Source organism: Candidatus Schekmanbacteria bacterium, from assembly GCA_016219965.1.
GTDB lineage: Bacteria > Schekmanbacteria > GWA2-38-11 > GWA2-38-11 > J061 > JACRJM01.
In genome coordinates this window covers 287007-309558 of record JACRJM010000004.1, presented here as the reverse complement: position 1 = coordinate 309558, position 22552 = coordinate 287007, and the positions used below count along the sequence as shown (strand labels likewise).

Annotated in this window: 21 protein-coding genes; 17 read left to right on the top strand and 4 right to left on the bottom strand. The window is 39.7% G+C overall.

Features of this window, described 5'->3' with window-relative positions; all coding sequences use genetic code 11:
- Positions 1–2: 2 nt before the first annotated feature.
- Genes HZA77_06705 through HZA77_06695 form a run of 3 tightly spaced genes read right to left on the bottom strand, consistent with a single transcriptional unit; the run spans position 3 to position 4105 of the window.
- The gene (locus tag HZA77_06705) at positions 3–389 is read right to left on the bottom strand and encodes a RidA family protein (protein ID MBI5375108.1); all 387 of its coding nucleotides are present in this window, start codon (positions 387–389) and stop codon (positions 3–5) included.
- On the bottom strand, positions 382–2589 hold the full coding sequence (locus HZA77_06700; protein MBI5375107.1) for a bifunctional (p)ppGpp synthetase/guanosine-3',5'-bis(diphosphate) 3'-pyrophosphohydrolase: 2208 nt from the start codon (positions 2587–2589) through the stop codon (positions 382–384). The genes HZA77_06705 and HZA77_06700 overlap by 8 nt, the downstream gene beginning before the upstream one ends.
- On the bottom strand, positions 2582–4105 hold the full coding sequence (locus HZA77_06695) for a transglutaminase domain-containing protein (protein MBI5375106.1): 1524 nt from the start codon (positions 4103–4105) through the stop codon (positions 2582–2584). Before HZA77_06695 ends, HZA77_06700 begins: the two co-directional genes overlap by 8 nt.
- A gap of 111 nt (positions 4106–4216) precedes the next feature.
- Between HZA77_06695 and HZA77_06690 the strand changes: the two genes are divergently transcribed.
- From HZA77_06690 to HZA77_06680, 3 genes are all read left to right on the top strand, one after another.
- Entirely contained in the window at positions 4217–4465 is a 249-nt protein-coding gene (locus HZA77_06690) for a DUF2007 domain-containing protein (GenBank protein MBI5375105.1), read from the top strand.
- Between the two features lie 102 nt (positions 4466–4567).
- Complete coding sequence (dksA, locus tag HZA77_06685) at positions 4568–4996, top strand: RNA polymerase-binding protein DksA (GenBank protein ID MBI5375104.1); 429 nt, start codon at positions 4568–4570, stop codon at positions 4994–4996.
- Between the two features lie 30 nt (positions 4997–5026).
- The gene (locus tag HZA77_06680; protein MBI5375103.1) at positions 5027–5299 is read left to right on the top strand and encodes a hypothetical protein; all 273 of its coding nucleotides are present in this window, start codon (positions 5027–5029) and stop codon (positions 5297–5299) included.
- Positions 5300–5331: 32 nt separating this feature from the next.
- On the opposite strand, the gene HZA77_06675 is transcribed toward HZA77_06680, so the two are convergent.
- The gene (locus HZA77_06675) at positions 5332–6072 is read right to left on the bottom strand and encodes a hypothetical protein (GenBank protein ID MBI5375102.1); all 741 of its coding nucleotides are present in this window, start codon (positions 6070–6072) and stop codon (positions 5332–5334) included.
- Between the two features lie 117 nt (positions 6073–6189).
- Here HZA77_06675 and HZA77_06670 point away from each other — a divergent pair, with 117 nt between their 5' ends.
- The 14 genes from HZA77_06670 (at position 6190) to HZA77_06605 (ending at position 22548) form a co-directional block, all read left to right on the top strand.
- A complete protein-coding gene (locus HZA77_06670) occupies positions 6190–7695 on the top strand; it encodes a HAMP domain-containing protein (protein MBI5375101.1) in 1506 nt (501 codons plus the stop codon).
- 11 nt (positions 7696–7706) lie between these two features.
- Complete coding sequence (locus tag HZA77_06665; GenBank protein ID MBI5375100.1) at positions 7707–10064, top strand: sigma 54-interacting transcriptional regulator; 2358 nt, start codon at positions 7707–7709, stop codon at positions 10062–10064.
- Between the two features lie 13 nt (positions 10065–10077).
- Positions 10078–11256 (top strand): hypothetical protein, encoded by a 1179-nt coding sequence (locus HZA77_06660; protein ID MBI5375099.1) that lies wholly within the window; start codon positions 10078–10080, stop codon positions 11254–11256.
- Between the two features lie 255 nt (positions 11257–11511).
- Positions 11512–11949 carry a hypothetical protein gene (locus tag HZA77_06655; GenBank protein MBI5375098.1) on the top strand — a complete coding sequence of 146 codons (438 nt, stop codon included), beginning with the start codon at positions 11512–11514 and terminating at the stop codon, positions 11947–11949.
- A gap of 396 nt (positions 11950–12345) precedes the next feature.
- Positions 12346–12999 (top strand): c-type cytochrome, encoded by a 654-nt coding sequence (locus HZA77_06650; protein ID MBI5375097.1) that lies wholly within the window; start codon positions 12346–12348, stop codon positions 12997–12999.
- 110 nt (positions 13000–13109) lie between these two features.
- Entirely contained in the window at positions 13110–14297 is a 1188-nt protein-coding gene (locus HZA77_06645) for a U32 family peptidase (protein MBI5375096.1), read from the top strand.
- A 6-nt stretch (positions 14298–14303) separates the two neighbouring features.
- Positions 14304–15791: an SDR family oxidoreductase gene (locus tag HZA77_06640; GenBank protein ID MBI5375095.1), complete on the top strand. Its 1488-nt coding sequence runs from the start codon at positions 14304–14306 to the stop codon at positions 15789–15791.
- Entirely contained in the window at positions 15781–16869 is a 1089-nt protein-coding gene (locus HZA77_06635) for a hypothetical protein (protein ID MBI5375094.1), read from the top strand. The genes HZA77_06640 and HZA77_06635 overlap by 11 nt, the downstream gene beginning before the upstream one ends.
- A gap of 2 nt (positions 16870–16871) precedes the next feature.
- Positions 16872–17468 (top strand): YceI family protein, encoded by a 597-nt coding sequence (locus tag HZA77_06630; GenBank protein MBI5375093.1) that lies wholly within the window; start codon positions 16872–16874, stop codon positions 17466–17468.
- Positions 17468–18145: an alpha/beta fold hydrolase gene (locus tag HZA77_06625; protein MBI5375092.1), complete on the top strand. Its 678-nt coding sequence runs from the start codon at positions 17468–17470 to the stop codon at positions 18143–18145. The genes HZA77_06630 and HZA77_06625 overlap by 1 nt, the downstream gene beginning before the upstream one ends.
- Positions 18114–18896: an ABC transporter ATP-binding protein gene (locus HZA77_06620; GenBank protein MBI5375091.1), complete on the top strand. Its 783-nt coding sequence runs from the start codon at positions 18114–18116 to the stop codon at positions 18894–18896. The genes HZA77_06625 and HZA77_06620 overlap by 32 nt, the downstream gene beginning before the upstream one ends.
- Entirely contained in the window at positions 18896–20116 is a 1221-nt protein-coding gene (locus HZA77_06615) for an ABC transporter permease (protein ID MBI5375090.1), read from the top strand. Before HZA77_06620 ends, HZA77_06615 begins: the two co-directional genes overlap by 1 nt.
- Before the next feature lie 71 nt (positions 20117–20187).
- Positions 20188–21156 (top strand): glycosyltransferase family 2 protein, encoded by a 969-nt coding sequence (locus tag HZA77_06610; GenBank protein MBI5375089.1) that lies wholly within the window; start codon positions 20188–20190, stop codon positions 21154–21156.
- A 90-nt stretch (positions 21157–21246) separates the two neighbouring features.
- A complete protein-coding gene (locus HZA77_06605) occupies positions 21247–22548 on the top strand; it encodes a nodulation protein NfeD (GenBank protein ID MBI5375088.1) in 1302 nt (433 codons plus the stop codon).
- The last annotated feature ends 4 nt before the right edge of the window (positions 22549–22552 follow it).

The following is a 22552-nucleotide window of genomic DNA, read 5'->3' as shown; positions in this document are numbered from 1 at the left end:
CCTCATTTAATTACAGCTATTGCATCTATCTCTACAAGGCTTCCTTTGGGAAGATTAGAAACCTCTACGGTAGCTCTTGCCGGAGGGTCTATTTCAAAGAATTTTCCATAGACCCCGTTGAATTTCTCGAAATTTTTAAGATCATTCAAATAGACAGTTGTCTTTACAACATCAAAAAGGCCAAGGCCTGAATAAATGAGGATATTCTCTATATTTTTTAGGACTCTTTCAGTCTGCTCCTCTATTCCACCGGAGACTATCGATCCTGTGCCTGGATCAATCGGTATCTGGCCTGAGATAAAAAGGAATCCGCCCGCTGTTACAGCCTGCGAATATGGTCCTATTGCTGCCGGAGCATCCTGACATTTAATAATTCTTAATTTACTCACTTTTTAAACCCTCCGTATTGATTGAACTCTCAGAAATCCCTGCCCTTTCAACATCAACAACACCATCCAAATCTTTTATTGTCAGCAATGCCTTGTTCAATTGTTTCACATTCTTTACTTCGATCACAAAAGTCATTACAGCATTGCCATGTTCAATGGTAGTAACATTTGCGGAAACTATATTTATATTATTTCCTGAAATTATTGCAGTTACCTTTGCCAGTAACCCTTTTTTGTTCTGAGAAGTTACACAAACCTTGACCGGACGTGTAGTTTCAATCTTAAGGTCCCACTCTACATTTATTCTCCGAGCTGGATCTATATCTATTTTGTTTAACAGGGCACAGTCATCTTTGTGTACTGTCACTCCTCTTCCTCTTGTAATGAAACCCTTTATATTATCACCCGGAACCGGACTGCAGCACTTTGCAAATCTTATTAGAATATTGTCAATTTCCTTGATCTTTATTCCTGCAGAGTCATCCTTCCTGATAATTTTTTTTATCTTGTCCTTGAACTTTTCGTAGCTGGATTCTTCATCGCCTGCCGCCTTATCAATTTTCGCATCAGGAAGAAGCTTCTGCACAAAGGCATTAGGAGATATTTTTCCATAGCCGGCCGCAATGAACAAATTTTCAGGTTTTGTATATCCTACGCTGCTGCAGGCCTTTTTGAAATCATCAGTATCAACTGCTTTGGAGAGACTGACATCATACTTCTTCAATTCCTTTTCAATAAGCGTCCTGCCAAGGTTCAAGCTCCTTCCTGACTCTTCCTCTCTCAGGAAAACCTTGATCTTGTTCTGCGCCCTCGATGTAATGACAAAATTGAGCCAGTCTTTGCTTGGATAGCGGTTTTGTGCAGTAAGTATTTCGACTGTGTCTCCGCTCTTCATCTGGTATTTTAAGGGAACAATCTTTCCATTCACCCTTGCACCGGTACATCTATGGCCTACATCGGTATGGATGGAATAAGCGAAATCAACCACTGTCGCTCCTCTTGGAAAACATTTAACCTCTCCCTTAGGAGTGAACACATAGACCTCTTCCGTAAAAAGCTCCTGTTTCAGGCTTTCCATAAATTCCTTCGGATCTTTAAGATCCCTTTGCCAGTTCAGGATCTGCTGAAGCCAGTTGAATTCGTCTCCTTTAACTTCTGCAATGTTTTTCCCTTCCTTGTATCCCCAGTGAGCCGCAATTCCTCTTTCAGCCACTTCATGCATCTGATCAGTCCGGATCTGTATCTCTATTCTGTTTCCGCTCGGTCCCATGACTGTAGTGTGAAGCGACTGATACATATTCGGTTTTGGCATGGCTATGTAATCTTTGAACCTTCCCGGGATCGGGGTCCAGAGGGAGTGAACTACTCCGAGTGCTGCATAACAATCCTTGATTGATTTGGTAATTACCCTGAACGCCATGAGGTCATAAACTTCATCAAAGCTTATGTGTCTGCGCTGCATTTTCTGGTAAATGCTGTAGAGATGCTTGGGTCTTCCTTCAACCCGCAGGATAAGGCCGGCATTGCTGAGATGATTATAAATAATATCTCTTACTTCTTCTATATACTTTAACCGTTCCCTTCTTTTCTTCCTTACATTTTTGGCAAGTTCATAATAAAGATCAGGCTTAAGGTATCTAAGCGATTCATCTTCAAGTTCCCATTTCATCCATCCTATACCAAGCCTGTTGGCAATCGGTGCGTATATCTCAAGAGTTTCCTGTGCAATAAGCTTTCGTTTTGTTTCAGAGAGGTACTGCAATGTTCTGATGTTGTGCAGTCTGTCTGCAAGTTTAATCAAAACAACACGAATATCCTTCGCCATGGCAATAATCATCTTCCTGAAATTCTCACTCTGCCGCTCCTCAAAGGACTTGTATTCAATCTGTCCTATCTTGGTAACTCCATCAACGAGCAGCGCAACTGTCTGGTTAAACATTGCCGTTATCTCTTCGAGTGTAACCGGTGTATTTTCTATGGTATCGTGGAGAATGCCTGCCGCAACCGTATCCATATCCATTCTGAGATCGGTAAGTATTGATGCTACTTCAAGAGGGTGAGAAAGATAGGGCTCTCCAGAGGCACGCAACTGGTCTCTGTGTGCTTTAGCTGCAAACACATATGCCTTCCGTACTATGGTTTCATCCATTTCCGGTATATATGTGTTCATCTTCTCTATAAGGTCTTCACATCTAATCATAACTAACCTTTAAAACTTTTATCCCTGAGTTATCAATAAAATTAATTATCCCTATCTGGGAGAAAATGTCACCATCTGCGAGAATAACATGAGTCGCGTCAGCAGGGAACTGTTTAAATGTAGGATCAACCGCAATCCATTTACCGATATAAACCTCACACCATGCATGATACATAAATCCGCTTCCCTCTTCAGGATAAACAATCCCGGTAACAATCCTGCATGGAACAGATCCTGCACGCATTATTGCAGAAAATAGATTTGCATTTGACTGACATTCACCCTCTCCGCTCTTTAAGGTATCAAGTGCCGTAAAATTTTCAGTCATGCTCGTTCCTATGTTGTCCTTTTGCCATTCAAGACCAGACCGGATAAATCTTACTGAATCATTGCCGGATTTTCCTAAAATGTCAGCTGCTATTTTTTTTATTTTTTCATTGTCGCTTTGGATGAACTGGGTCGGTTTCAAATACTGCTGATAAAAAGTTATTGGAAGCACAAGAGTCTTAAAAGTTCCAACTTTAGGTTTCACTATTTCAACTGTTACTGATTTTTTACCCCCTGATCCTGATTCATATTCTTCGGAAGAAACGGTCTGATAATCCCTTTCCGGAATCTTTGCTTTGTTTCCGAGACCGCAGAATTGGATTTTAATGGTATTTGTCCTTGAAGGTTCCTCTATTTCCTTATCTGTCTTGACCTGGGCAAGCTTAAGAAACTGACCGGCATGCATTGTTGAGTCAAGTCGTTTGGCGTTATTTTCATTGTCAGCTATAAGCTCGAATCCTTCAAAAGACTCTTCCTTGATTATATCTCCATTTGCGCTAACCCATGATGTTGATTTAAATCCACCTATCTCTTCATATACCGGAAAGACCTTCAGTTTCTTTCCGGAAATCTCAATTTCACCTTCATCACCAACGCGGACACTCATGGCAGCTATCTTTTTCATTGGCTGGAAATAGACATTCCCATCATATTTTGTCCCCGGTTTTATTCCTTCCCTGATAGACTTAATTTTAAAAGAAACAGAGGAGAAAAGCGGTCCACTGATATCTTCTCTGCTAACTTCAGTTTTGCCGCCGGTTTCAATGACGGTCTGCATTGTTTTTCCGTCAACACTCCCTGTCAATGAAATGCGATTTGCACCGGCATTTAAAACATACGTAAAACCGGTAAGATTATAATTATTATCCATATATACTTGTTCGCTTATTGATGTCTGCTGTGAAATCCCGGGCTCAGTCTGCATACTCACTACTCCATAAGATTTACACATATAACCTCCTGACATCCGGGCTCCAATGCTGTGAAGATACCCTAGTTTATTCCCCTTGAAATAAAATCCAAACCACTGATCTGAAAAGATTTTTAGATCTGACGATTGTTCATTATGTTCTGACTTGGTTTGAATTGGCTCTACACTTTCATTGTTGCTTCCTTTGCTGCATGAAAGAATAAAAACGCATGTCACCATTAAAAGAAGAATCTTTTTATATATCAGCAAGTTTTTCATTTCAGCCTATTTTAAATTCTAATTTAAAAAGAGGTATTTTCAAGATAAACATGCTTTGGCTCATATTGACAAGTGGTAACTTTTAATTGTACTTTTAAATCAGGAGACATTATGGACCATCATTATAAAGATATGGTTGAAATATTTAATACGACTGAAGAGAGTGAATTTTTAGTACTAAAGTCCTTGCTCGAAAGTGAAGGGATAAGTCTCGAATGTCAGTCAAACAAGGTCCCTCAATTCCCTGTAAATATTGACGGGCTGGGGTTAATAAGGATTTTTGTAAAAAAAGAAGATGCCGTACGTGCCAGGAATATACTGAAAGCAGAATTCAATAAGAAACTCAGCAAGAACGATTGAAACATCAAAATAATGGAGAATTTCTGAAAAATTTATTTATTGACAGACCATATGCTATACAATACTATTGTGTTACTTTATTATTAAGAGCGGAGAGTTAGAATGCCTGTAAAAAAGAAGAAAAAAGTAGTGAAAAAACCAAAGGTGATTGTAAAAGAAAAGAAACAATCCCTTGATAAGTACTCTGAAATAAAGAAGATACTCGAATTGAGAAAGTCTGAAATTTTGAAAGATGTAGAAGGAGCATTCAGTTCAAGTCTTCATTCTGAAACAGAGGCATACCCTGATTTAACAGACCTCGCTAGCGCAGAATCAGACCGGAATTTTACAATCAGGATAAGAGAGAGAGAAAGAAATCTTCTCAAAAAAATAGACCAGGCATTGGAACAAATAAGAAATGGAAATTTCGGGATCTGTGAAGGCTGCGGTGAGGAAATTGGTATAAAACGTCTTATGGCAAGGCCTGTAGCAACGCTCTGTATTAAGTGTAAGACAGAAGCTGAAAGAGAAGAAAAGGCAAGAAACCTCTGATAACTAACTTTCGTTCGCCGGTAATAGTATATGGATACAGAAATCCTTAAAACCATTCAAATTACCATTCCGCTCTGGCAAATATCTCTTTTTCTTCTTTTAGCCGCTATTTTAATGCTCATGGGGCACAAAAAAATAGCTCTTGCGGCATGCTATGCCTTTTCACTTTACTGGATATTCGGACTGAACAGACCGGAACTTCTGAAGCAATTTTCCAACTCGACCTTACTCATGGGAATTTATCTTGCAGCAGGAATAATTGTCGTATTCCTGTTGCTTATAACTTTCCTTATTAAAGAGTAAGAAGTATAAAATCCATTAGTTTTCCTGAAATATCAGACAACATCTCTTAGGTTAACTAATTCCTCTCGGGCCGGGAACTTCAAAATATTTGATAGTTGACTGGCATTGCCTATGACGATCTTTTTTCTGACGACCAGGTTCATGCACCCGTAAGGTGCAAAATAATCATTGAGCTTTTCCATAAACCGCTTACCTTCATCCTCCTCAAAAAGCCAGAAGATGAGATTAATAAAATTAGTTATCTTTTTCTTTTTTATAACAGCATACTCTACAAGCGGATTCCTGTCGTCCTCGTATGTGTCTGTGATTTCATTATACTTCAATTTACCGGCAATTTTTTTAAACTGCGATATTATCTGATCACGTTTTTCAAGTTGAAGATCAGGAAAGTCAAACGTTAGTTGTCTTGCTATTTCTTCTTCCTGAACAGATATGGAAACTACACTCATCATTACAAACTCGCCGGCTACCTCATATTTACTAAGCGCTGTGATATTTCCATGCGAACGTTTAATTGCAAAAGAGTTCTGATTATCCCTTGCATTGAAAAAAACTGTTTTAACCGGTTCACTCAAAGGAACCTCAGAAGCTAACGTTTCATGCTGTATATAAAGCTCGACCACATTGTGATTTGAATGCATATTAATTATAGAAGTCCTGTCGTTCTGGCAAATTTCAATATATTGACCTGATTGGAGCGCAGTCTCATACTGGGGGCAGGAATCAAATGGCGTAAATGCGAATATTTCATTACAATCAGCACATCGGAACAAGCGTATCATCTGGTATAAATTTTTATTGTTATATTTTTTATAATTTTATGTCATTATTTTACCCGTAGTCAACAAAAACAGTTTTAAAATTTAAAACTAGAAAAACTTGGTTTGAAAATGGCCATAAAATTCCGCAAAGGATATCAGCAGAAACTTGCTACGAGAACGATATTAGTTTTTGTAGTAAGTGTAATAATTATATACTTCATAGCCGGATATCTCTTTTATTACATAAATCTTAATGAGCTTGATAAGGACTTCGGTAAAAAACTTATAAGAGTTGCTGATGCAGCATCAGAGGAGATAACCCCGTACAGCATTAAATTATTAAGTCAGGCTTCACTTTCTGAAGCTGACAACAACAGGCTTGTTAAGAGACTGACACCAGTCATGAAATCCGGCGATATTGAAGACATCACAATATTAAATATAAAGCAGGTAACAGTTTTTGACCTTATACATCCTGAAATGTCTGGCGCGAGAAATCCCAATACTTATGCATACAGGGAAGAGATAGAAAAAGCATTTAAAGGCATAGCTTCCTATTCCCCATTGTACAGAGGACAGGATGGACATCTTTATAAATCAGCTTTCCATCCTTTAACAAGCGAAAAGGGGGAAGTAGAATTCGTTATAGCTGTTGATGCCAACCCGCAGTTTCTGCAGCTTATTGATGATATTCTTAAATGGATAGCCATTTCAGGTGCTGCAAGTTTATGTGTAACAGTGTTCCTGAGCCTGCTGTTTGCCAACACTGTTGTAAAAAAAGTCAGGAAACTTGAGCAGGTTGCTACTCAGATTAAAGACGGCAATTTTAATGTCTCAATAGACTCGAAAGGCGACGACGAAATAGACCAGCTTGCTGAAACATTTAACCACATGATTAGTTCAATAAGTAAAAAGATTGAACATAATGCAAGGCTTGCAGCTATTGGTGAAATGTCTGCGGGTATTGCGCATGAAATCAGAAACCCGCTCGGGAGCATCCAGATTTACATGGATATCCTGAGAAAAAAGCTCGAAAGCAACAAATCTGATTCTGAAATTTGTGACAGGGTTTCAAAAGAAATAGAGACGCTAAACAATTTCATAACAGAGTTTCTTGTTTTTTCCAGACCTCCTTCTCTGGATTTGAGGAAACATCCGGTACACTCACTTATAGACGAAGTAACATCGCAGCTGCCAATTTCTCCTGAAAAAGACAAAATAGAAATCATAAAAGAATATACTGAAGAGGAAGCGATTATAAACATTGATAGAGATCAGATAAAAAGAGCATTGTTTAACGTATTCATAAATTCCATTCAGGCAATGAAGGGTAAAGGAACAATAACAATTCAGACGGGACGTTTAAATGGAGCTTTGGAACCATTTAATGAGGCTGATGGTAATGGTCAGGAAGAGGATAGCAACTTTTTTTGTATTAAAATAAGAGATAACGGCCCGGGCATTGATGAAAAAAACATAAATAAAGTCTTTGATCCTTTTTTCAGCACAAAGAATGGAGGAACCGGGCTTGGTCTTTCAATTACTCAAAAGATAATTAAAGAACATAACGGAGAAATAAAAATATTCTCCGCAGGTACTGGCACGGAAATTGCTATGTATTTGCCTATATGGTAGATAATTAAATTATGAGCTTACAAAATACAATACTTTTGGTCGACGATAATAAAAGCTTCAGGGAAGGACTGTCCATCTCACTGAAAGATGAGGGATATTCAATTCAGGAAGCTGAAAGCGGCACGTCTGCACTAGAGATACTTAAAAACAAGCGGCCGGATATTGTAGTAGCTGATATCAGAATGCCTGAAATGGATGGCATCGAACTGCTCAAAAAGATGAAGGAACTTGAAGTTGACTCTCCCGTGATAATAATGACTGCCCATGCCTCAATTGATGTTGCAGTAGAGGCAATGAGGCAGGGAGCATTTGATTTTATAGAAAAACCTTTCCGTGCAAAAGACCTTGAGCTAAAGATTAAAAAAGGGCTGGAAAAGCTCTCCCTGCTGAAGGAAGTCAAGAGACTCTCAAGGGAAAATGAGTACCTCAAGATGGAGGCAAAAAGCCGTTACAATACTGATGAGATAATAGGGAATAGCGAGAAAATGCAGGTTGTTTATGCTCTCCTGGAAAAAGTCTCATCCAGCAACTCGAACGTGCTTATATTAGGGGAAAGCGGAACTGGAAAGGAACTTGCGGCAAGAGCTATTCATTACAAGAGCAGCCGCAGTACAAAACCTTTTATAAAAATAAACTGCAGCGTCTATCCTGAAGGCCTTCTTGAAAGCGAACTTTTTGGACATGAGAAAGGATCATTTTCCGGGGCATTGAAATCAAGGATAGGAAGATTCGAGATGGCGGACGGAGGAACAATCTTTATCGACGAGATAGGAGATGTAACACCACAGGTTCAGATTAAGCTTCTTCGTGTTCTTCAGGAAAAAGAGTTTGAAAGGATAGGAGACAATAAAACCCGCCATGTTGATGTTAGGATAATAGCTGCTACAAATAAAAACATCGAAGAATTAATAAAAAAGGGGGAATTTCGTGAGGATCTTTATTACAGGCTTAACGTTATTTCAATTCATCTGCCGCCGTTGAGGGAAAGGAGGGAGGATATCCCTCTTCTCGTAAATCATTTTATTGAAAAATGTCAGGGAGAAAACGGACCGGCAAGAAAAAATAAAATCATCTCTATTTCTCCGGAAGCTCTAGAAGAATTAAAAAAATATAGCTGGCCCGGCAATATCAGAGAGCTTGAAAATGTTATTGAAAGAGCAATTGTCATGGCTGAAGGGTCAGTTATCGAAATCCACGACCTGCCTCTGGGAATTAAGTTATCTTCTTTAACAGCACCTCCATATAGCAAAACAGATGACTCCAGCCTTACAGACGCCATAGAAGGTTATGAAAAAGAGCTGATAGGAAAAGCATTCAGCAGCTGTAATGGGGGAATTTCCAAAACTGCAGATGTGCTTGGTGTGGAGCGTAATGCGCTCCGGTATAAACTGAAAAAATATGGATTCATCATGCTCTTCATTGCCGCACTTACCTTCTTATTCCCTGTAAAAGTTCTATATGCCGGCAACGTTGATATTAAAAATAAATTAGATATCCTGTGGAGTAAAATATCAGAAGCAAAGGTGAATATTGGTAATATTGAAAAAACACAAATCGGAATAGAGAACAAGTCAGTTGCAATCTCTGAAAATATAGAAATAATCAAAAGAAACTCCCCTGGAATAAAGTTTACAGCGGGAAGCAAACTCGATCCTCTTTTAAATGAAATAAACTCATTGTCAAAGGAATACTCATCCCTCCAGAAAAGGAAATCTACAGTCAGGAAAAATATTATCTCCTATGCCCATGAATTTCAAAGTCTTGGGAATATTCGTTTGAAGGAACTGACTGTAGAATTTGAGAATCTAGAAAACCTGGAGGACCCAAATATCAGAAAGAAAACTCTCATCGAAATTCTGACACTTGAAAAGCAGATAAGTGAAACAGGTAGTCTTATCGCAGACAAAGTTGCCAAAAAAGACTCTGAAGACATTAATATAAGCATAAAAATGTCAGATGATGAAAACGACATTGATGAAATCACTGAAGATCTGGAATATCTTGATGATAACATCAATGTTCTGTTAAAATCCTTACAAAATCTTCATAATGAACTTGATTATTTATACACAGCCAAAGACGCCAAGATAAGGATGCTGGGAATAATAAAAAAATTACAGGCTGGTGACCGTTTCAGCCCGACTGAATCGATAAATGCATCTAATATACAGAATGACATCGATGAAATTGACATGCATATAAACGGAATAAAAAAAAGTATTTCAGGTTATGAGCATCAGTTAGCTGAATTGAAAACAATATCGATCAAATTGAATTCGCGTATCACGAACCTTACGGGACCAAAGACTGAAACCCATAGCGAGAGCGACTTTACTAACAACCCTCATAACAAGCAGAATGTCCGCTAAATAAGACAATAATATGGCCAAAAATCATTTAATAATCCTGTCCCTATTTTTGCTTTTTCCTATTTTCGCTTATGCAGATGAAGCTGATAATTTCAGATTTTATGGGGATGCATCTTTAGAATTTGCATATGACTCCAATATTGAAGGAGCAACGGATCATTCGATACCCGGAGAAACAAATAATAACCTTGAAGATTTTCTGACAGTTACTGATTTAAACTTTGGAATCATTAAAAGTTTCAGCAGCAAAATAAACTTAAATGCATCATTTTCTGAAATAGAAAAATTTTATTCTGATGAATATCTAGAAAATTCAAACCGTCATATAGGCGAAATAGATTTGAATATCCCTATCTCGAAATCCCTGAAACTTACACTCAATGACCGCGCCATGTTTCACAGTCAACCCAAGGAAGATCTTCACGATTTTTTCGCGAATTTTGCAACATCTTCCCTTAGTTATGACATAAACAGGGAGATTACCGTGTCTGCCGGTTATCTGAACCGCTTTAAGAAATATCCAAACAATAAAAAATGGAATTTTACGCGCGACTCCTTTTTTCTGCAGACAAGATACCAGTTTTCCCAGTCCTTCTGGGTCACCGGGACATACGAAGGCTCTCTTTACCGCGGCAACAACAATCTTTTCTTTGAACGCGAGGAACAAAATGAGCTTGAAAAAGAGGAAATATCACTGTTCAAGGGGAAAACCTCAAAAGGACATGAACATCAGATCATCTTAACTGTAAACAAAATATTAGAGAAGGGAAGTCTTGTTAACTTTAAATATCGTTTCGTTTCAAATTCCGTTAATGACATTACCAATGTGCTTGAAGACAGGGAGCTTGCTGAATTCGAAGGCATATTAGCGTATGAAAACGATGAACAGGATTTCAATTATACACTTAACGAAGCAACACTTATTCTTTCTATCCCTCTTCCGGAAAAGCTGACCCTTGACGTCATTATGCTTTATCAGTTCCAGAATTTCGACGGCGATGCTTTTGGAGAAGAAGTTAGTCGTACAAGAAGGCTTGACAGACTTGCCGTAGCCGACATATCTCTTTCCTATAATCTGATGGATAACCTGGCCATTGCACTCCGTCAGGCATTTATTAATAACGAGTCCAATTATCCAGAGAAAGAGTATTCCAGAAACTACACTTCAGTGAATTTCAAATATTCGTTCTGAAAAAGTTTTTTCATTTAGAAAATAATTTTTCTTCAATAAGTTTCTCCTGATTTTCTCAGTCAAAATTATCAGCTTAATTAATCCCTTTATTTTCATGCCATTATGGCATCACTTTATAAATCCTCACAGGTGGTATGGTTCTTGCTCTAATGCAACTTAATAAAATCTTAAAGATTATTAGAAAGATTTAAAACTGGTACGCAGGAATGAAACAAGGATGTTTAAGAAGTGACCTTTAACAGAAAGGGCAAAATTATGAAAAGAAAATTAGTAGAATGTGTTGTGTTTGCATTTATACAATTGGTATTGACCACAGGGTTTTCAGTCATCCTTACAAATTTATGGAAAGCCTATTATCCCAAAAATAATGTGCAACACCAGCGTGTTGAGAAAAGGCATCCAAAAGAATCTAATACTTTCGCATCCGGAAGCAATGAAACTGTTATTTCAAGTACTGGTCTTAAGAAACCAACAAGATTAAGCAAAACCAAAGAGGATTTCCCATTAATTAAATATGTAGCAGGGCTGTTTTCGCAAAAAAAAGTTCCCACATCTCACGAGAGTATAGTTGCACTTTCCTTTTATTGCACTGATTGCCACAGGAAATCATCAGATAACGCAACATCACAATTAAATACTTATTATTATGATGTTTCATCTTCAGAGGAAAACTCAATTGATAACAATGGCTAGAAAATGCCTTCAGATTATATAATGAATGAAAAAAATTTTTCATATGAAAATTTTTTTTCACACATGAAACACCCCGATAAATGTATCCTTATTAGTCAATGAATAAATATTAAATTATTTCAAATAGATCTCATAACCTACTCTTAAATCTTAAGCTGGCATGATAATTGCTAATGATGACTATATAGGTAAACTTTCATGATAACTAAAAAAAATAAACTCGGGATTGGCAACTTCCTAAATATTAAAATAAAGGATCACTACCCCCCAACCGGTGATCAGGTAGTTGCCTTCCCGAGTGTTGTTACTGACAACAGAAATCTGAAACACAAATTTGGGGTAAATAAGTCGCATGGGGGTAGAGAGAAACAATAACCTTTATTTTGGAGATTGGAAATGGACACTAAGAAAAGAAACATTTTGGGAGCTTTAGCGGTCGTTCTATTATTAGTAGCAGCAATTACTCTTACGCCACTTATCATGAACAAAGTATCAGCTAAATGCGACAAAGGGATCACTACCGGTAAAACTCTTTTTCAGGCAAACTGCTCTAGCTGCCATACAAGTTTGAAGCAAATCAGAGGTGAAAGCAAAGGGGAATTCACTAAAACCGTACTCAATGGTTCAACTGAAGGAGCCGGTGAGAGTTCCGGTGAAGCTGGAGAAGCAGGAGAAAGTGCAGGTGCAGATATAAGCGGCTCAATGCCTTCTTTTAAAGGAGTGCTTACCAGACAGCAGATAGCGAAGATATGGATGTATGTCAAAAATCCTAAAAAGGCATGTTCTGGCGGTGGCGGCGGCGGACCGGTCGCAAATCCAACTTATGACGCCGACATAAAGTCTATTCTTTCTTCTTACTGCATATCCTGTCACAAAGGTGCATCGCCATCAGCAGGAGTGAAACTCGACACTTATGCAGATGCAGTTGCAAATGCAAGTGCCATGAAAACCGCTGTTGACGCAGGCACAATGCCGCCAAGCGGATCTTTAGCAGCTGATCTTGTAACAACTATAGATAACTGGGTAAACAACGGGACACCGCAGAACTAAGCATCATAATTTAAAATAAACACTAACAGGGGGGAGAAACAATCTTCTCCCCCCATTCTTCTTTCTTACAATTTGAAATACTAAAATTTATTTTGTAGATGAAAGAAAAAATGAGAATAACGCTACCAACTACGTTTGAGAAAAGCTATGCTGACAGCATAGCAGAGATAAACAGCAAACGTGACAGGGAAGACAACCAAATAGCCGAATTTTACGGCAGCATGCAGACATCTGTATTAGGCTCAGCAAGACCTTCCAAGTACCTTCCCTCCCCTTCATACATAGAGCTGAAAAAACATATAGAGTATATTGAAAGCCTTGGGATTGAGTTCAGCTATCTTGCAAACGCTCCATGTCTGGGAAATATAGAATACTCCGGTAATGGACGTCTTGAGATAGAAAGCTTTCTTTCAAGACTTTCTGATGCCGGCGTAAAACAAATGGTCATCACCATTCCATATCTTATGGAGATAGTCAGGGAAAAGTTTCCCCACATAAAAATTGCTGCATCATCCATCTGCTACATATCCAATTTAAAAATTGCAAAACGTTTCGAAGAGCTTGGGATTGAAAGGATAGTCATAGACCCAGATAAGAACAGAGATTTTAAAACACTAAATAAAATCTGCTCATCCGTATCATCTGAAATTGAGGTCATAGCGAACCATACCTGTATTCACCATTGCTCATACGAATATTATCATTACAGTAACACCGGACATGGGAGTCAGAAGTTCAATGGTGAAGCAGAAAAACCATACAACCAGTATAATCTATTAGCATGCACGCTGAAAAAACTTGAATCACCCTGGGAATTCCTTGCATCTCCGTGGATAAGGCCTGAAGATACTGATTTTCTTGCAGACGCAGGTGTTAAATGGATCAAACTTGCGGGGAGGGGTTCATCACCGGAAGCTCTTCTTGAATTAGCCGGAGCTTATGTAAAAAAGGCTTACAAAGGAAATCTCATCCCATTTCTTGGCTGGTGCCACTGGAACAGTTTCAGAAAAACAGAAGAAGGAAATACACTTCCGTCACTTGAGATTAAGCTTGATCCCTTGAAACTTAACGGCTTCATGGACAAATTCCGGAACGGCTACTGCTGCGACGATGGGTGCGATACCTGCGACTATTGTAAAAAAACGGCATTGGAAGCCATAACATATGACTCTGAACTGATAAAGCTGTATGGAGCTGAACTGGCATCAAGGATTGCAACAATCACAAAATCCGTATTTGCAACCGACGCCCATTATAATCAGGAAGAAAGAATTCCAAAGCTAAAGGTAATCAAATAAAACGGCATGGCAAAAACATTTTTCATAACAGGGGCAACAGGACTTCTTGGCAGCAGCATAGCACAAAGGCTGCTCAGGGATTCCAACCGCATCATATTCCTTGCAAGAAGCAAAGATAAAATAAGCGCATATGACAGGATAATTGATGCTATCAGTTTCTGGGGGAATAAACCTGATATATCAAGGAACCACAGAATCGATGTCATTGAAGGTGATGTAGATGCAAAAAACTTCGGCCTGAGTAAAAGCGATATCTCATTAGTCAAAGACTCCTCCCCTGCATTGATACACTGCTCGGCATGCACATCCTTTGACGAAAGAAACCGTGAAGCCACTTTTAAAACCAATCTCGAAGGCACTCATAATCTTCTTGAGCTGGCCATTGAGACAAACTGCAGAGAATTAAACTATGTAAGCACTGCATATGTTGCAGGAGATACGGACAGGAGATTTTTTGAGGATGACCTGGACATGTCTCAAAAGTTCAACAATTCATACGAGGAATCAAAATTCGAAGCCGAGAAACTTTTGCGGCATTTTCATAATAAGACAAACATCAGTTTAAACGTCTTCAGACCATCTATAATAATGGGTGACTCTGTTTGCGGAAAAACTTTCAATTTCAACGGACTTTATACTTACATCAGAGCAATATCTGCAATAGGGAAAAAATATTCCTGCAAAGACGGCAAGATCCCTTTGCGTCTTGAATGTAATAAGAATACCGTCAAGAACATCGTTCCCGTAGATTTTGTCTCCAGAGCAGTGTCAGAAATTGTAAAATCAGAAAGCGAAAGAGGATTGCGGACATACCATCTTACGAACCCGAATCCTCCAACACTAGAGCGGCTTAACAGCACACTCCATGAGATACTTGGATTGGCAAAGCTTGACCTGATCTCAGAATCAGGCAATGGGGAAAAATGTCTTTCAAAACGGGAAATGCTCTTAAAGAATTCAATCAGCGCTTACAGACCTTATCTCTTCAACGAACCGGAGCTTGATCTATCGCAGACGAGTTTTATTCTTAAAGAAAAAGGAGTGTTATTCCCTTCCACAGATAAAAAATACTTTTTTCTGATCATAAACTATTTCATGAACACTCTCGGAAAGGAGCTTAATTTGTGCACATCGCTTATAAATAACTTTGAAATAATGATGAACGCTTATATCGGCAAAGAGGTAATCCCCGGGTTATCCTCTCTCACACAGGAATTTGTTCTTACTCTGAAAGATACGTGTAAAAGTTACCGGATAAAGATTGAAAATGGCAGGCTTAAAGCATTTGATTTTAACATACCGGAGAGAACATGTTTCAGGTTCATCACTTCCAGCGCAACATTTGAAAACCTTCTGGAAACAAAAATCCGCCCGCAAGATGCTTTCTTCAAAAAAAAGATAGAGATAGAAGGCTCAGTAATTGAAGCTTTATCGCTTTCCACTGTATTTGAAAAGTTCTTCCAGATATTCAGGGAACAAATGAATGCTGCTTAACTGGCGAAACTGCGAAAAAGATGAATGGTTAAGACACATAATTTCCATCCACTTTAACCATTCTTTCGGCACACCCTACTGGATTAAGAAAGAATCCGAGCTAGGAATAAATGCCGTAAAGGAAATACAATCTGTCGAAGACCTCTACATCCTTGGACAGACACCTGAAGAGGACCTTGCAATCACACCAGTTGAAGAATTCATGCCGAAATATTTTGCGGACAATAAACCCGCTTTTTTCACTGCTGAAAGCGGCGGGACCACAGGCATAATAAAAACCACAGCATACAGAGTTGATGAATTCAGGGCTGCGTTTTCAGATTTTTTCAGGGTTATCGCATTAAGCCGGAATTTCCCCGGCCACCTCAACTGGCTTTTCGCCGGGCCATCGGGTCCGCATATAATATACAGATCTGCGATAGACATGGCTGTAAGTTTTGGATCCATGCAGCCTTTTGCAATTGACTTTGACCCGAGATGGGCAAAAAAACTGCCTCACGGTTCCATGCCATTTGAAAGATACCGGGCGCACATACTGGAACAGGCTCTTCGTGTTATACACATTCAGAACATAGGCATACTCTTCAGCACTCCCGATCTTGCAATAGCCATTGGAGAAGCTATGCATCCCCTCAAGCGAAACCGCATACGGGGAATCCATATCGGAGGACTTCCACTTACTCCGGAATCTTACGAAAAAATAGAAGCTCTATTCCACAATGCTGTTATAATACCTGGTTATGGTAATACACTCTTCGGTCTTACCCTTGAGATAGAACCACATGACAAAGATTACAATGTAGTGTATTATCCTCCCGGACCACGGCTTATAATAGATATATGCGATTTAACAGATAGCCGGAGGATGAAGAAAACAGATTATGGCAAGCGAGGAAGAGTAGTGGCACACAGACTGGATGAAGCTTTTTTCATTCCAAATCTTATTGAAAGAGATTCGGCAGTGCGCATGGACCAGAAAGCAGTATGTACATCGCCGTTGGATGTGCAGGATGGAATACAAAATCCTATGCCTGCAGCTGACTACAGGGAAAACTATATACAGGAAGGATTGTATTAATAATGAAAATCCCGGAAAAAGTATTTAATACTCTTTTTTTTCTGCCAATTGTTATTTTTCTGGCATCGCAGGCTTATGCCGGCGAACCAGTAAAATTCACCTTCACGTCACCGGAAAGCAAAGTAGTATTCGAGGGAAGCTCGACATTTCATGACTTTGACGGCAAAGCATCTGAAATCTCCGGTTTTGCTGAAGGCGACATAGAAAATCTTGAGGATACCTCAAAAGGGACTTTTGAAGTCAAGGTCGTATCAATGACAACAAACCATGAAAAACGCGACAGTAACATGATGGAAGACATGGCGGAGAAATTATTCCCTGTAATTTCATTTAATCTTACGAGGATAGCAATTCTTAAAAAACCTGCTTCCGAAAGCGACCATTATCTTGTGAAAATAAGCGGAGAGCTGGCTATGCATGGAGTAAAAAAAGACATTGCATTTCCTGCGACAATGTCACTCTCCGATAAAGCAATAAACCTTAAAGCCTCCGTACCTCTTTCGCTCAAAGATTTTGACATCAAGCCAAGAACTTTTCTTTTCATGAGTGTGAAAGACCAGATCAAAGTTGATTTTGACCTGACAGGTGTCAGAATCTGATGTTCGATGAAAGAGTAAGCCTGAAAAAAGACTCTCTTGATATTGCCCTTAATATTGATGGAATAATCTCCTACCCGGAAAATGGCAAATGCACCAAATCAGCGTGCATCTTTCCACCTCATCCGAAACTTGGCGGAGATATTGACAACAATGTCGTTAAAGCGATATCAGAATTGCTAGTTTCAAATTCATTTTTCACAGGCCGTTTTAACTACAGGGGAGTTGGCAAGAGCGACATGGAAGTCTCAGGCATCTCATTATACGATTACTGGAGCGCTCTTGATGCACGGGGAGATTTTAGCAGCATAATATCCGATTCACAGTTTACTACCCGTGAAATCATGCGCCTCTCCGGAACTGAATCAGTAGCCATTGCCGGCTACTCCTTTGGCACCATGATTGCAGCAGAGCTTTGCCGGCAGGAATATGTATCTTCATGCGTTCTCATATCCCCTCCTGTTTCCATTTATGATTATTCTTGTCTTTCAGGTTTTAATGGTAAAATTCTTTTTATAGTTGCAGAAAATGACCTTGGTGTCACGAAAGAGGAAACTTTAGCTCTCATGGAAAAACTCGGGCTTAATGGCACATTGGAATTAATCCCCGGTGAAGATCATTTTTACAGAGGGTCTGAGGAAAAAATCTGTGAATTCATCTCAAAGTTCATCTGCTCCTGATATAAGCATAAAAATAGAGCTTGTAAAAAAAACATATGACAGCATAGTTGCACTTGATTCCCTTTCTCTTGATATTCACACCGGAGAGATAATCGGATTACTCGGGCCGAATGGAGCCGGAAAAACCACTCTACTCTCAATCCTTTCAGCCGCGATAAAACCATCAGATGGTTCGGTTCATATTTCAGGAATAGATATACTAAAAAATCCCCGGCAGATTAAATCGCTCATTGGGATAGTACCGCAGGACATATCCCTTTATAATGAACTCACTCCCGATGAAAATATTTATTTCTTCTCACGTATGTACGGAGTAAGTGGAAAGAGCCTCATAGAAAACGCACAGAGGCTGCTCAGATTTGCCGGGTTAGAATCAAGAAAAGATGACCGTATAAAAACCCTTTCAGGCGGGATGAAGAGACGTATCAACTTTGCCTGCGGACTTGTAAATTCTCCAAAGATCCTCCTTCTCGATGAACCCACAGTAGGCATTGACCCGCAGTCAAGGGAGCACATATACGCAATGATAAAAGAGCTTAAAACAAGCGGTGTGACAATATTGCTCGCAACCCATTATATAAGCGAAGCTGAGGCATTGTGCGACCGCATTGCCATAATAGACAAGGGAAAGATATTGATGGTTCACACCATCAATGATTATTTTGAAATGTTCAGAGAAAAACTGGAACTAACGCGAATCGATATGGAAAAAATATTCCTCTATGTAACGGGGAAGGAACTTCGCGACTAATGAAAATCTTTTTCATAATGCTGAAAGAATTCAAACTCCTTTTGCGCGACCGCATGTCAATACTGCTTATGACGGCAGTCCCGATAGTTGTAATATCAGTTGCGGGAATCGCTTTAAGCGGCATTTACGGGAAAACCGGCTCCGGATTTAAAATCTATCTTCCTGTTGTTGACCTTGATAAACGCAAGCTTTCCGGAATGCTTCCTGAGATCCTGAGAAAAAGCGGGATATTCACAGTTGAAATGGTCTCAGAAGATGAAGCATACAGGCTTGTACGTGATACCAATAAAGCTGCTGCCGCCCTCATAATTCCGAAAGATTTTACAAAAAACTGCCTCATGGGAGAAAAGCAGAAGCTCATTCTTCTCACCGACCCTGCCAAGGCAATCGAGATAAGCGCAGTCAAAAGCGCATTAAAAGAATTCGAATCAAGAATTTCACTGACACTTCAGTCAATGAAAAACATAAAATTATCAACGCTTCCTCTTTTGTTTTCTCTTAATCCAGAGCTCACTGCATCAAAATTCAAATCCATGATGGAGAAGGAATATTCAGGTTCACTGGTACTTGAAGAGGAAAACCTGACAGGGATAAAAAAGAACCTCACATCTTTTGATCAAAATGTCCCGGGCTTCAGCATCATGTTCGCCATGTTCGGAATGCTTTATGGCTTCTCGGAAAGCGTATTTAAGGAACGTGATGAAGACAGGACTTTGAGAAGATTTCTTTCGGCTCCGGTAGGAATAACTTCCCTTCTTGCCGGAAAACTTATTGCAAAGATAACAACCGGTTTTTTCCAGATGATGATATTGTTTGCCTTCGGGTACTATGCCTTTGACATGTCGCTCGGCAATTCCCTTGCAGGGATCGTTATAACTGCGCTCGGCATTTCATTCAGCGCAGCATCTATCGGGCTATTTGTTTCCAGCATATCAAATACAAGGGAGCAGGCGCGCTCCATGGGAACACTTGTTATCCTCACCCTTTCAGGTCTCGGCGGATGCTGGTGGCCTCTGTTTATAGAGCCGTCATGGATGCAGAAGCTTTCATATATTGCCATGCCTGCCTGGGGGATGAACTGCTTTTACAACTTCATGCTGCGCGGCAAAGATATAGCCGGCTCTGTTTATTATCTTGCCGGGCTTTATGCATACGGCGCAGTTATTTTGATAGCAGGGCTCGTCATTTTTTCAAGATGGGACGAAAGACGCCTGCTTTAAGTTCTGGACTTTTTGTACCTTTCAAATATATCCTATTTTCCACAATTAATTTCTTTTAAAAGAAAACATTAATGAACACAGAGCAAAAAACTTATGACCTTTCTCTGGTTATCCCTGTCTATAATGAAAGCGATAACATTGAGCCACTTGCAGGCATGATTGATGCAAGCCTTAAAAACACTCCCCTAAACTATGAGGTCATCTTCATTGATGATGGCTCTGATGACGGAAGCTGTGAGATACTGAAGAAGATCTGCAATAGCCGCACTAATTACAAGCTTATAAGATTCAGGAAAAACTTCGGACAGACTGCCGCCATTGCAGCGGGCTTTGATTATGCAACCGGTAAAATAATCATAACTTTAGACAGCGACCTCCAGAACGACCCTAAAGACATCCCGGCGCTTCTTAAAAAAATGGATGAAGGATATGATGTTGTGAGCGGTTGGCGAAGCAAAAGACAGGACAACCCGATTACGCGCAACTTTCCTTCTGCCATTGCAAACTGGATAATAGGGATTGCAACTGGGGTAAAACTCCATGACTACGGATGTACGCTGAAAGCATACAGGCGTGAAATAATAAAAGATGTTTGCCTCTATGGAGAACTTCACCGTTTCATCCCTGCCCTTGCCTCTTTTGAAGGAGCAAGTATCGGAGAGATGCCTGTAAAACACCATGCGCGCATTCATGGAAAAAGTAAATATAACCTGTCGAAGACGTGGCGCGTGCTCCTTGACCTTCTCACAGTGAGTTTCCTGAGGCGCTACCAGACAAGACCTCTTCATATATTCGGAAGGATCGGCTTAACTTCGTTCTTCATAGGTTTTGTGATTTCAGCCTATCTCACGTTCCAGAAACTTATATACCACATACAGCTTGCAAACCGCCCCTTGCTTATTCTTGGCGTCCTGCTTCTGCTTACAGGCATCCAGTTAATAAGCCTTGGCATAGTGGCTGAAATGCAGACAAGGACATACTTTGAATCGCAAAAAAGACCCATCTACAGAATAAAAGAAATAATCGGAAATCAGGATTAACTCTAATCCCTGCTGTTGACTATCATTTACTATTATTGACTATCTCTGCTTCTTCTCTTACTATATTTAAAGATATTAAATTTATAAAATATGAAAACAAATATAAACAGAGCTTATTTTATAATATTTCTTTTTCTCACCACCCTGCTTCCGCAGATAACATATGGAAGCACTGTTGATGTCATAAAAATTGACGGCATAATAAATCCGGTAGCAGCAGATTTCATCGGACAGGCAATAAAGCAGGCATCAAATGACAGCGCAGAATGTCTTGTAATAGAGCTTGATACGCCGGGTGGACTTGTAGAGTCAACAAGGCTCATAATCAAAGACATGATCGCATCGGATGTGCCTGTGGTTGTCTATGTCATGCCGGGAGGTGCAAGGGCAGCCTCAGCCGGCACATTCATAACCATCGCAAGCCATATTGCAGCAATGACCCCGGGAACGCACATCGGCGCCGCACATCCTGTAAACATGCAGGGAGGCGAAGATGAGAAATCCACGATGTTTAAAAAAATAGAAAATGACATGGCAGCTTATATAAAGAGCATGGCAACTCAGAGAGGCAGGAATGCGGAATGGGCTGAAAAGGCCGTAAGGGAAAGCGTTTCAATAACCGCAGAAGAAGCTCTTAAGAACAACATAATTGACCTGATATGCAAGGACACCAAAGAATTACTTGAAAAGATAAACGGCAGAAAAGTTATAATCAAAGAAAAGGAAAGGATACTAAATACAACCGGAGCTTCAATCACTCGTATTGAGATGAGCTTCCAGCAGAAATTCTTCAACGTAATATCAGACCCGAATATCGCATACATTCTTTTTCTTGTAGGTCTTGTGGGAATATACTTCGAGCTTCAAAGTCCGGGGCTGATATTCCCGGGAATAGCCGGGGTCATATCTCTTATCCTCGCATTCTTTGGTATGCAGACACTTCCCATTAATTACGCAGGGCTTGCGCTAATCATATTTGGAATTTTTCTTTTTATTATAGAACTATATGTCCCAAGCTACGGGCTTCTTACAACAGGAGGCGTGATCTCATTTGTCCTCGGCTCTATGATGCTTATTGACACCCCCTATCCATTCCTCAGGATATCATTAGGTGTTATAATTCCTGTAGCCCTTGCCATAGCGGCGATATTCTTTTTTGTGGTCGGTGCCGTTATAAGAGCGCACAGGGCTCCTGTAAAGACAGGCTACGAAGGGCTTATCGGAGAACATGGAACAGCAGATACTGACATACTGGAACATGGCAAGATATTAGTTCATGGCGAGATATGGGATGCGGAAAGTGATGAGCCAATAAAAAAAGGAGACGAGATCGAGGTTACCGGAAGTGCCGGAAGTGAAAGAATGGTCCTTAAAGTAAGGAAAAAATCATAACTCA

Excerpts from the sequence above, each read along its gene's own strand:
- HZA77_06700 (MBI5375107.1), bottom strand. The coding sequence starts at position 2,589 with ATGATTAGATGTGAAGACCTTATAGAGAAGATGAACACATATATACCG.
- HZA77_06695 (MBI5375106.1), bottom strand. The coding sequence starts at position 4,105 with ATGAAAAACTTGCTGATATATAAAAAGATTCTTCTTTTAATGGTGACA.
- HZA77_06690 (MBI5375105.1), top strand. The coding sequence starts at position 4,217 with ATGGACCATCATTATAAAGATATGGTTGAAATATTTAATACGACTGAA.
- dksA (MBI5375104.1), top strand. The coding sequence starts at position 4,568 with ATGCCTGTAAAAAAGAAGAAAAAAGTAGTGAAAAAACCAAAGGTGATT.
- HZA77_06680 (MBI5375103.1), top strand. The coding sequence starts at position 5,027 with ATGGATACAGAAATCCTTAAAACCATTCAAATTACCATTCCGCTCTGG.
- HZA77_06670 (MBI5375101.1), top strand. The coding sequence starts at position 6,190 with ATGGCCATAAAATTCCGCAAAGGATATCAGCAGAAACTTGCTACGAGA.
- HZA77_06665 (MBI5375100.1), top strand. The coding sequence starts at position 7,707 with ATGAGCTTACAAAATACAATACTTTTGGTCGACGATAATAAAAGCTTC.
- HZA77_06660 (MBI5375099.1), top strand. The coding sequence starts at position 10,078 with ATGGCCAAAAATCATTTAATAATCCTGTCCCTATTTTTGCTTTTTCCT.
- HZA77_06655 (MBI5375098.1), top strand. The coding sequence starts at position 11,512 with ATGAAAAGAAAATTAGTAGAATGTGTTGTGTTTGCATTTATACAATTG.
- HZA77_06650 (MBI5375097.1), top strand. The coding sequence starts at position 12,346 with ATGGACACTAAGAAAAGAAACATTTTGGGAGCTTTAGCGGTCGTTCTA.
- HZA77_06645 (MBI5375096.1), top strand. The coding sequence starts at position 13,110 with ATGAGAATAACGCTACCAACTACGTTTGAGAAAAGCTATGCTGACAGC.
- HZA77_06640 (MBI5375095.1), top strand. The coding sequence starts at position 14,304 with ATGGCAAAAACATTTTTCATAACAGGGGCAACAGGACTTCTTGGCAGC.
- HZA77_06635 (MBI5375094.1), top strand. The coding sequence starts at position 15,781 with ATGCTGCTTAACTGGCGAAACTGCGAAAAAGATGAATGGTTAAGACAC.
- HZA77_06630 (MBI5375093.1), top strand. The coding sequence starts at position 16,872 with ATGAAAATCCCGGAAAAAGTATTTAATACTCTTTTTTTTCTGCCAATT.
- HZA77_06625 (MBI5375092.1), top strand. The coding sequence starts at position 17,468 with ATGTTCGATGAAAGAGTAAGCCTGAAAAAAGACTCTCTTGATATTGCC.
- HZA77_06615 (MBI5375090.1), top strand. The coding sequence starts at position 18,896 with ATGAAAATCTTTTTCATAATGCTGAAAGAATTCAAACTCCTTTTGCGC.
- HZA77_06610 (MBI5375089.1), top strand. The coding sequence starts at position 20,188 with ATGAACACAGAGCAAAAAACTTATGACCTTTCTCTGGTTATCCCTGTC.
- HZA77_06605 (MBI5375088.1), top strand. The coding sequence starts at position 21,247 with ATGAAAACAAATATAAACAGAGCTTATTTTATAATATTTCTTTTTCTC.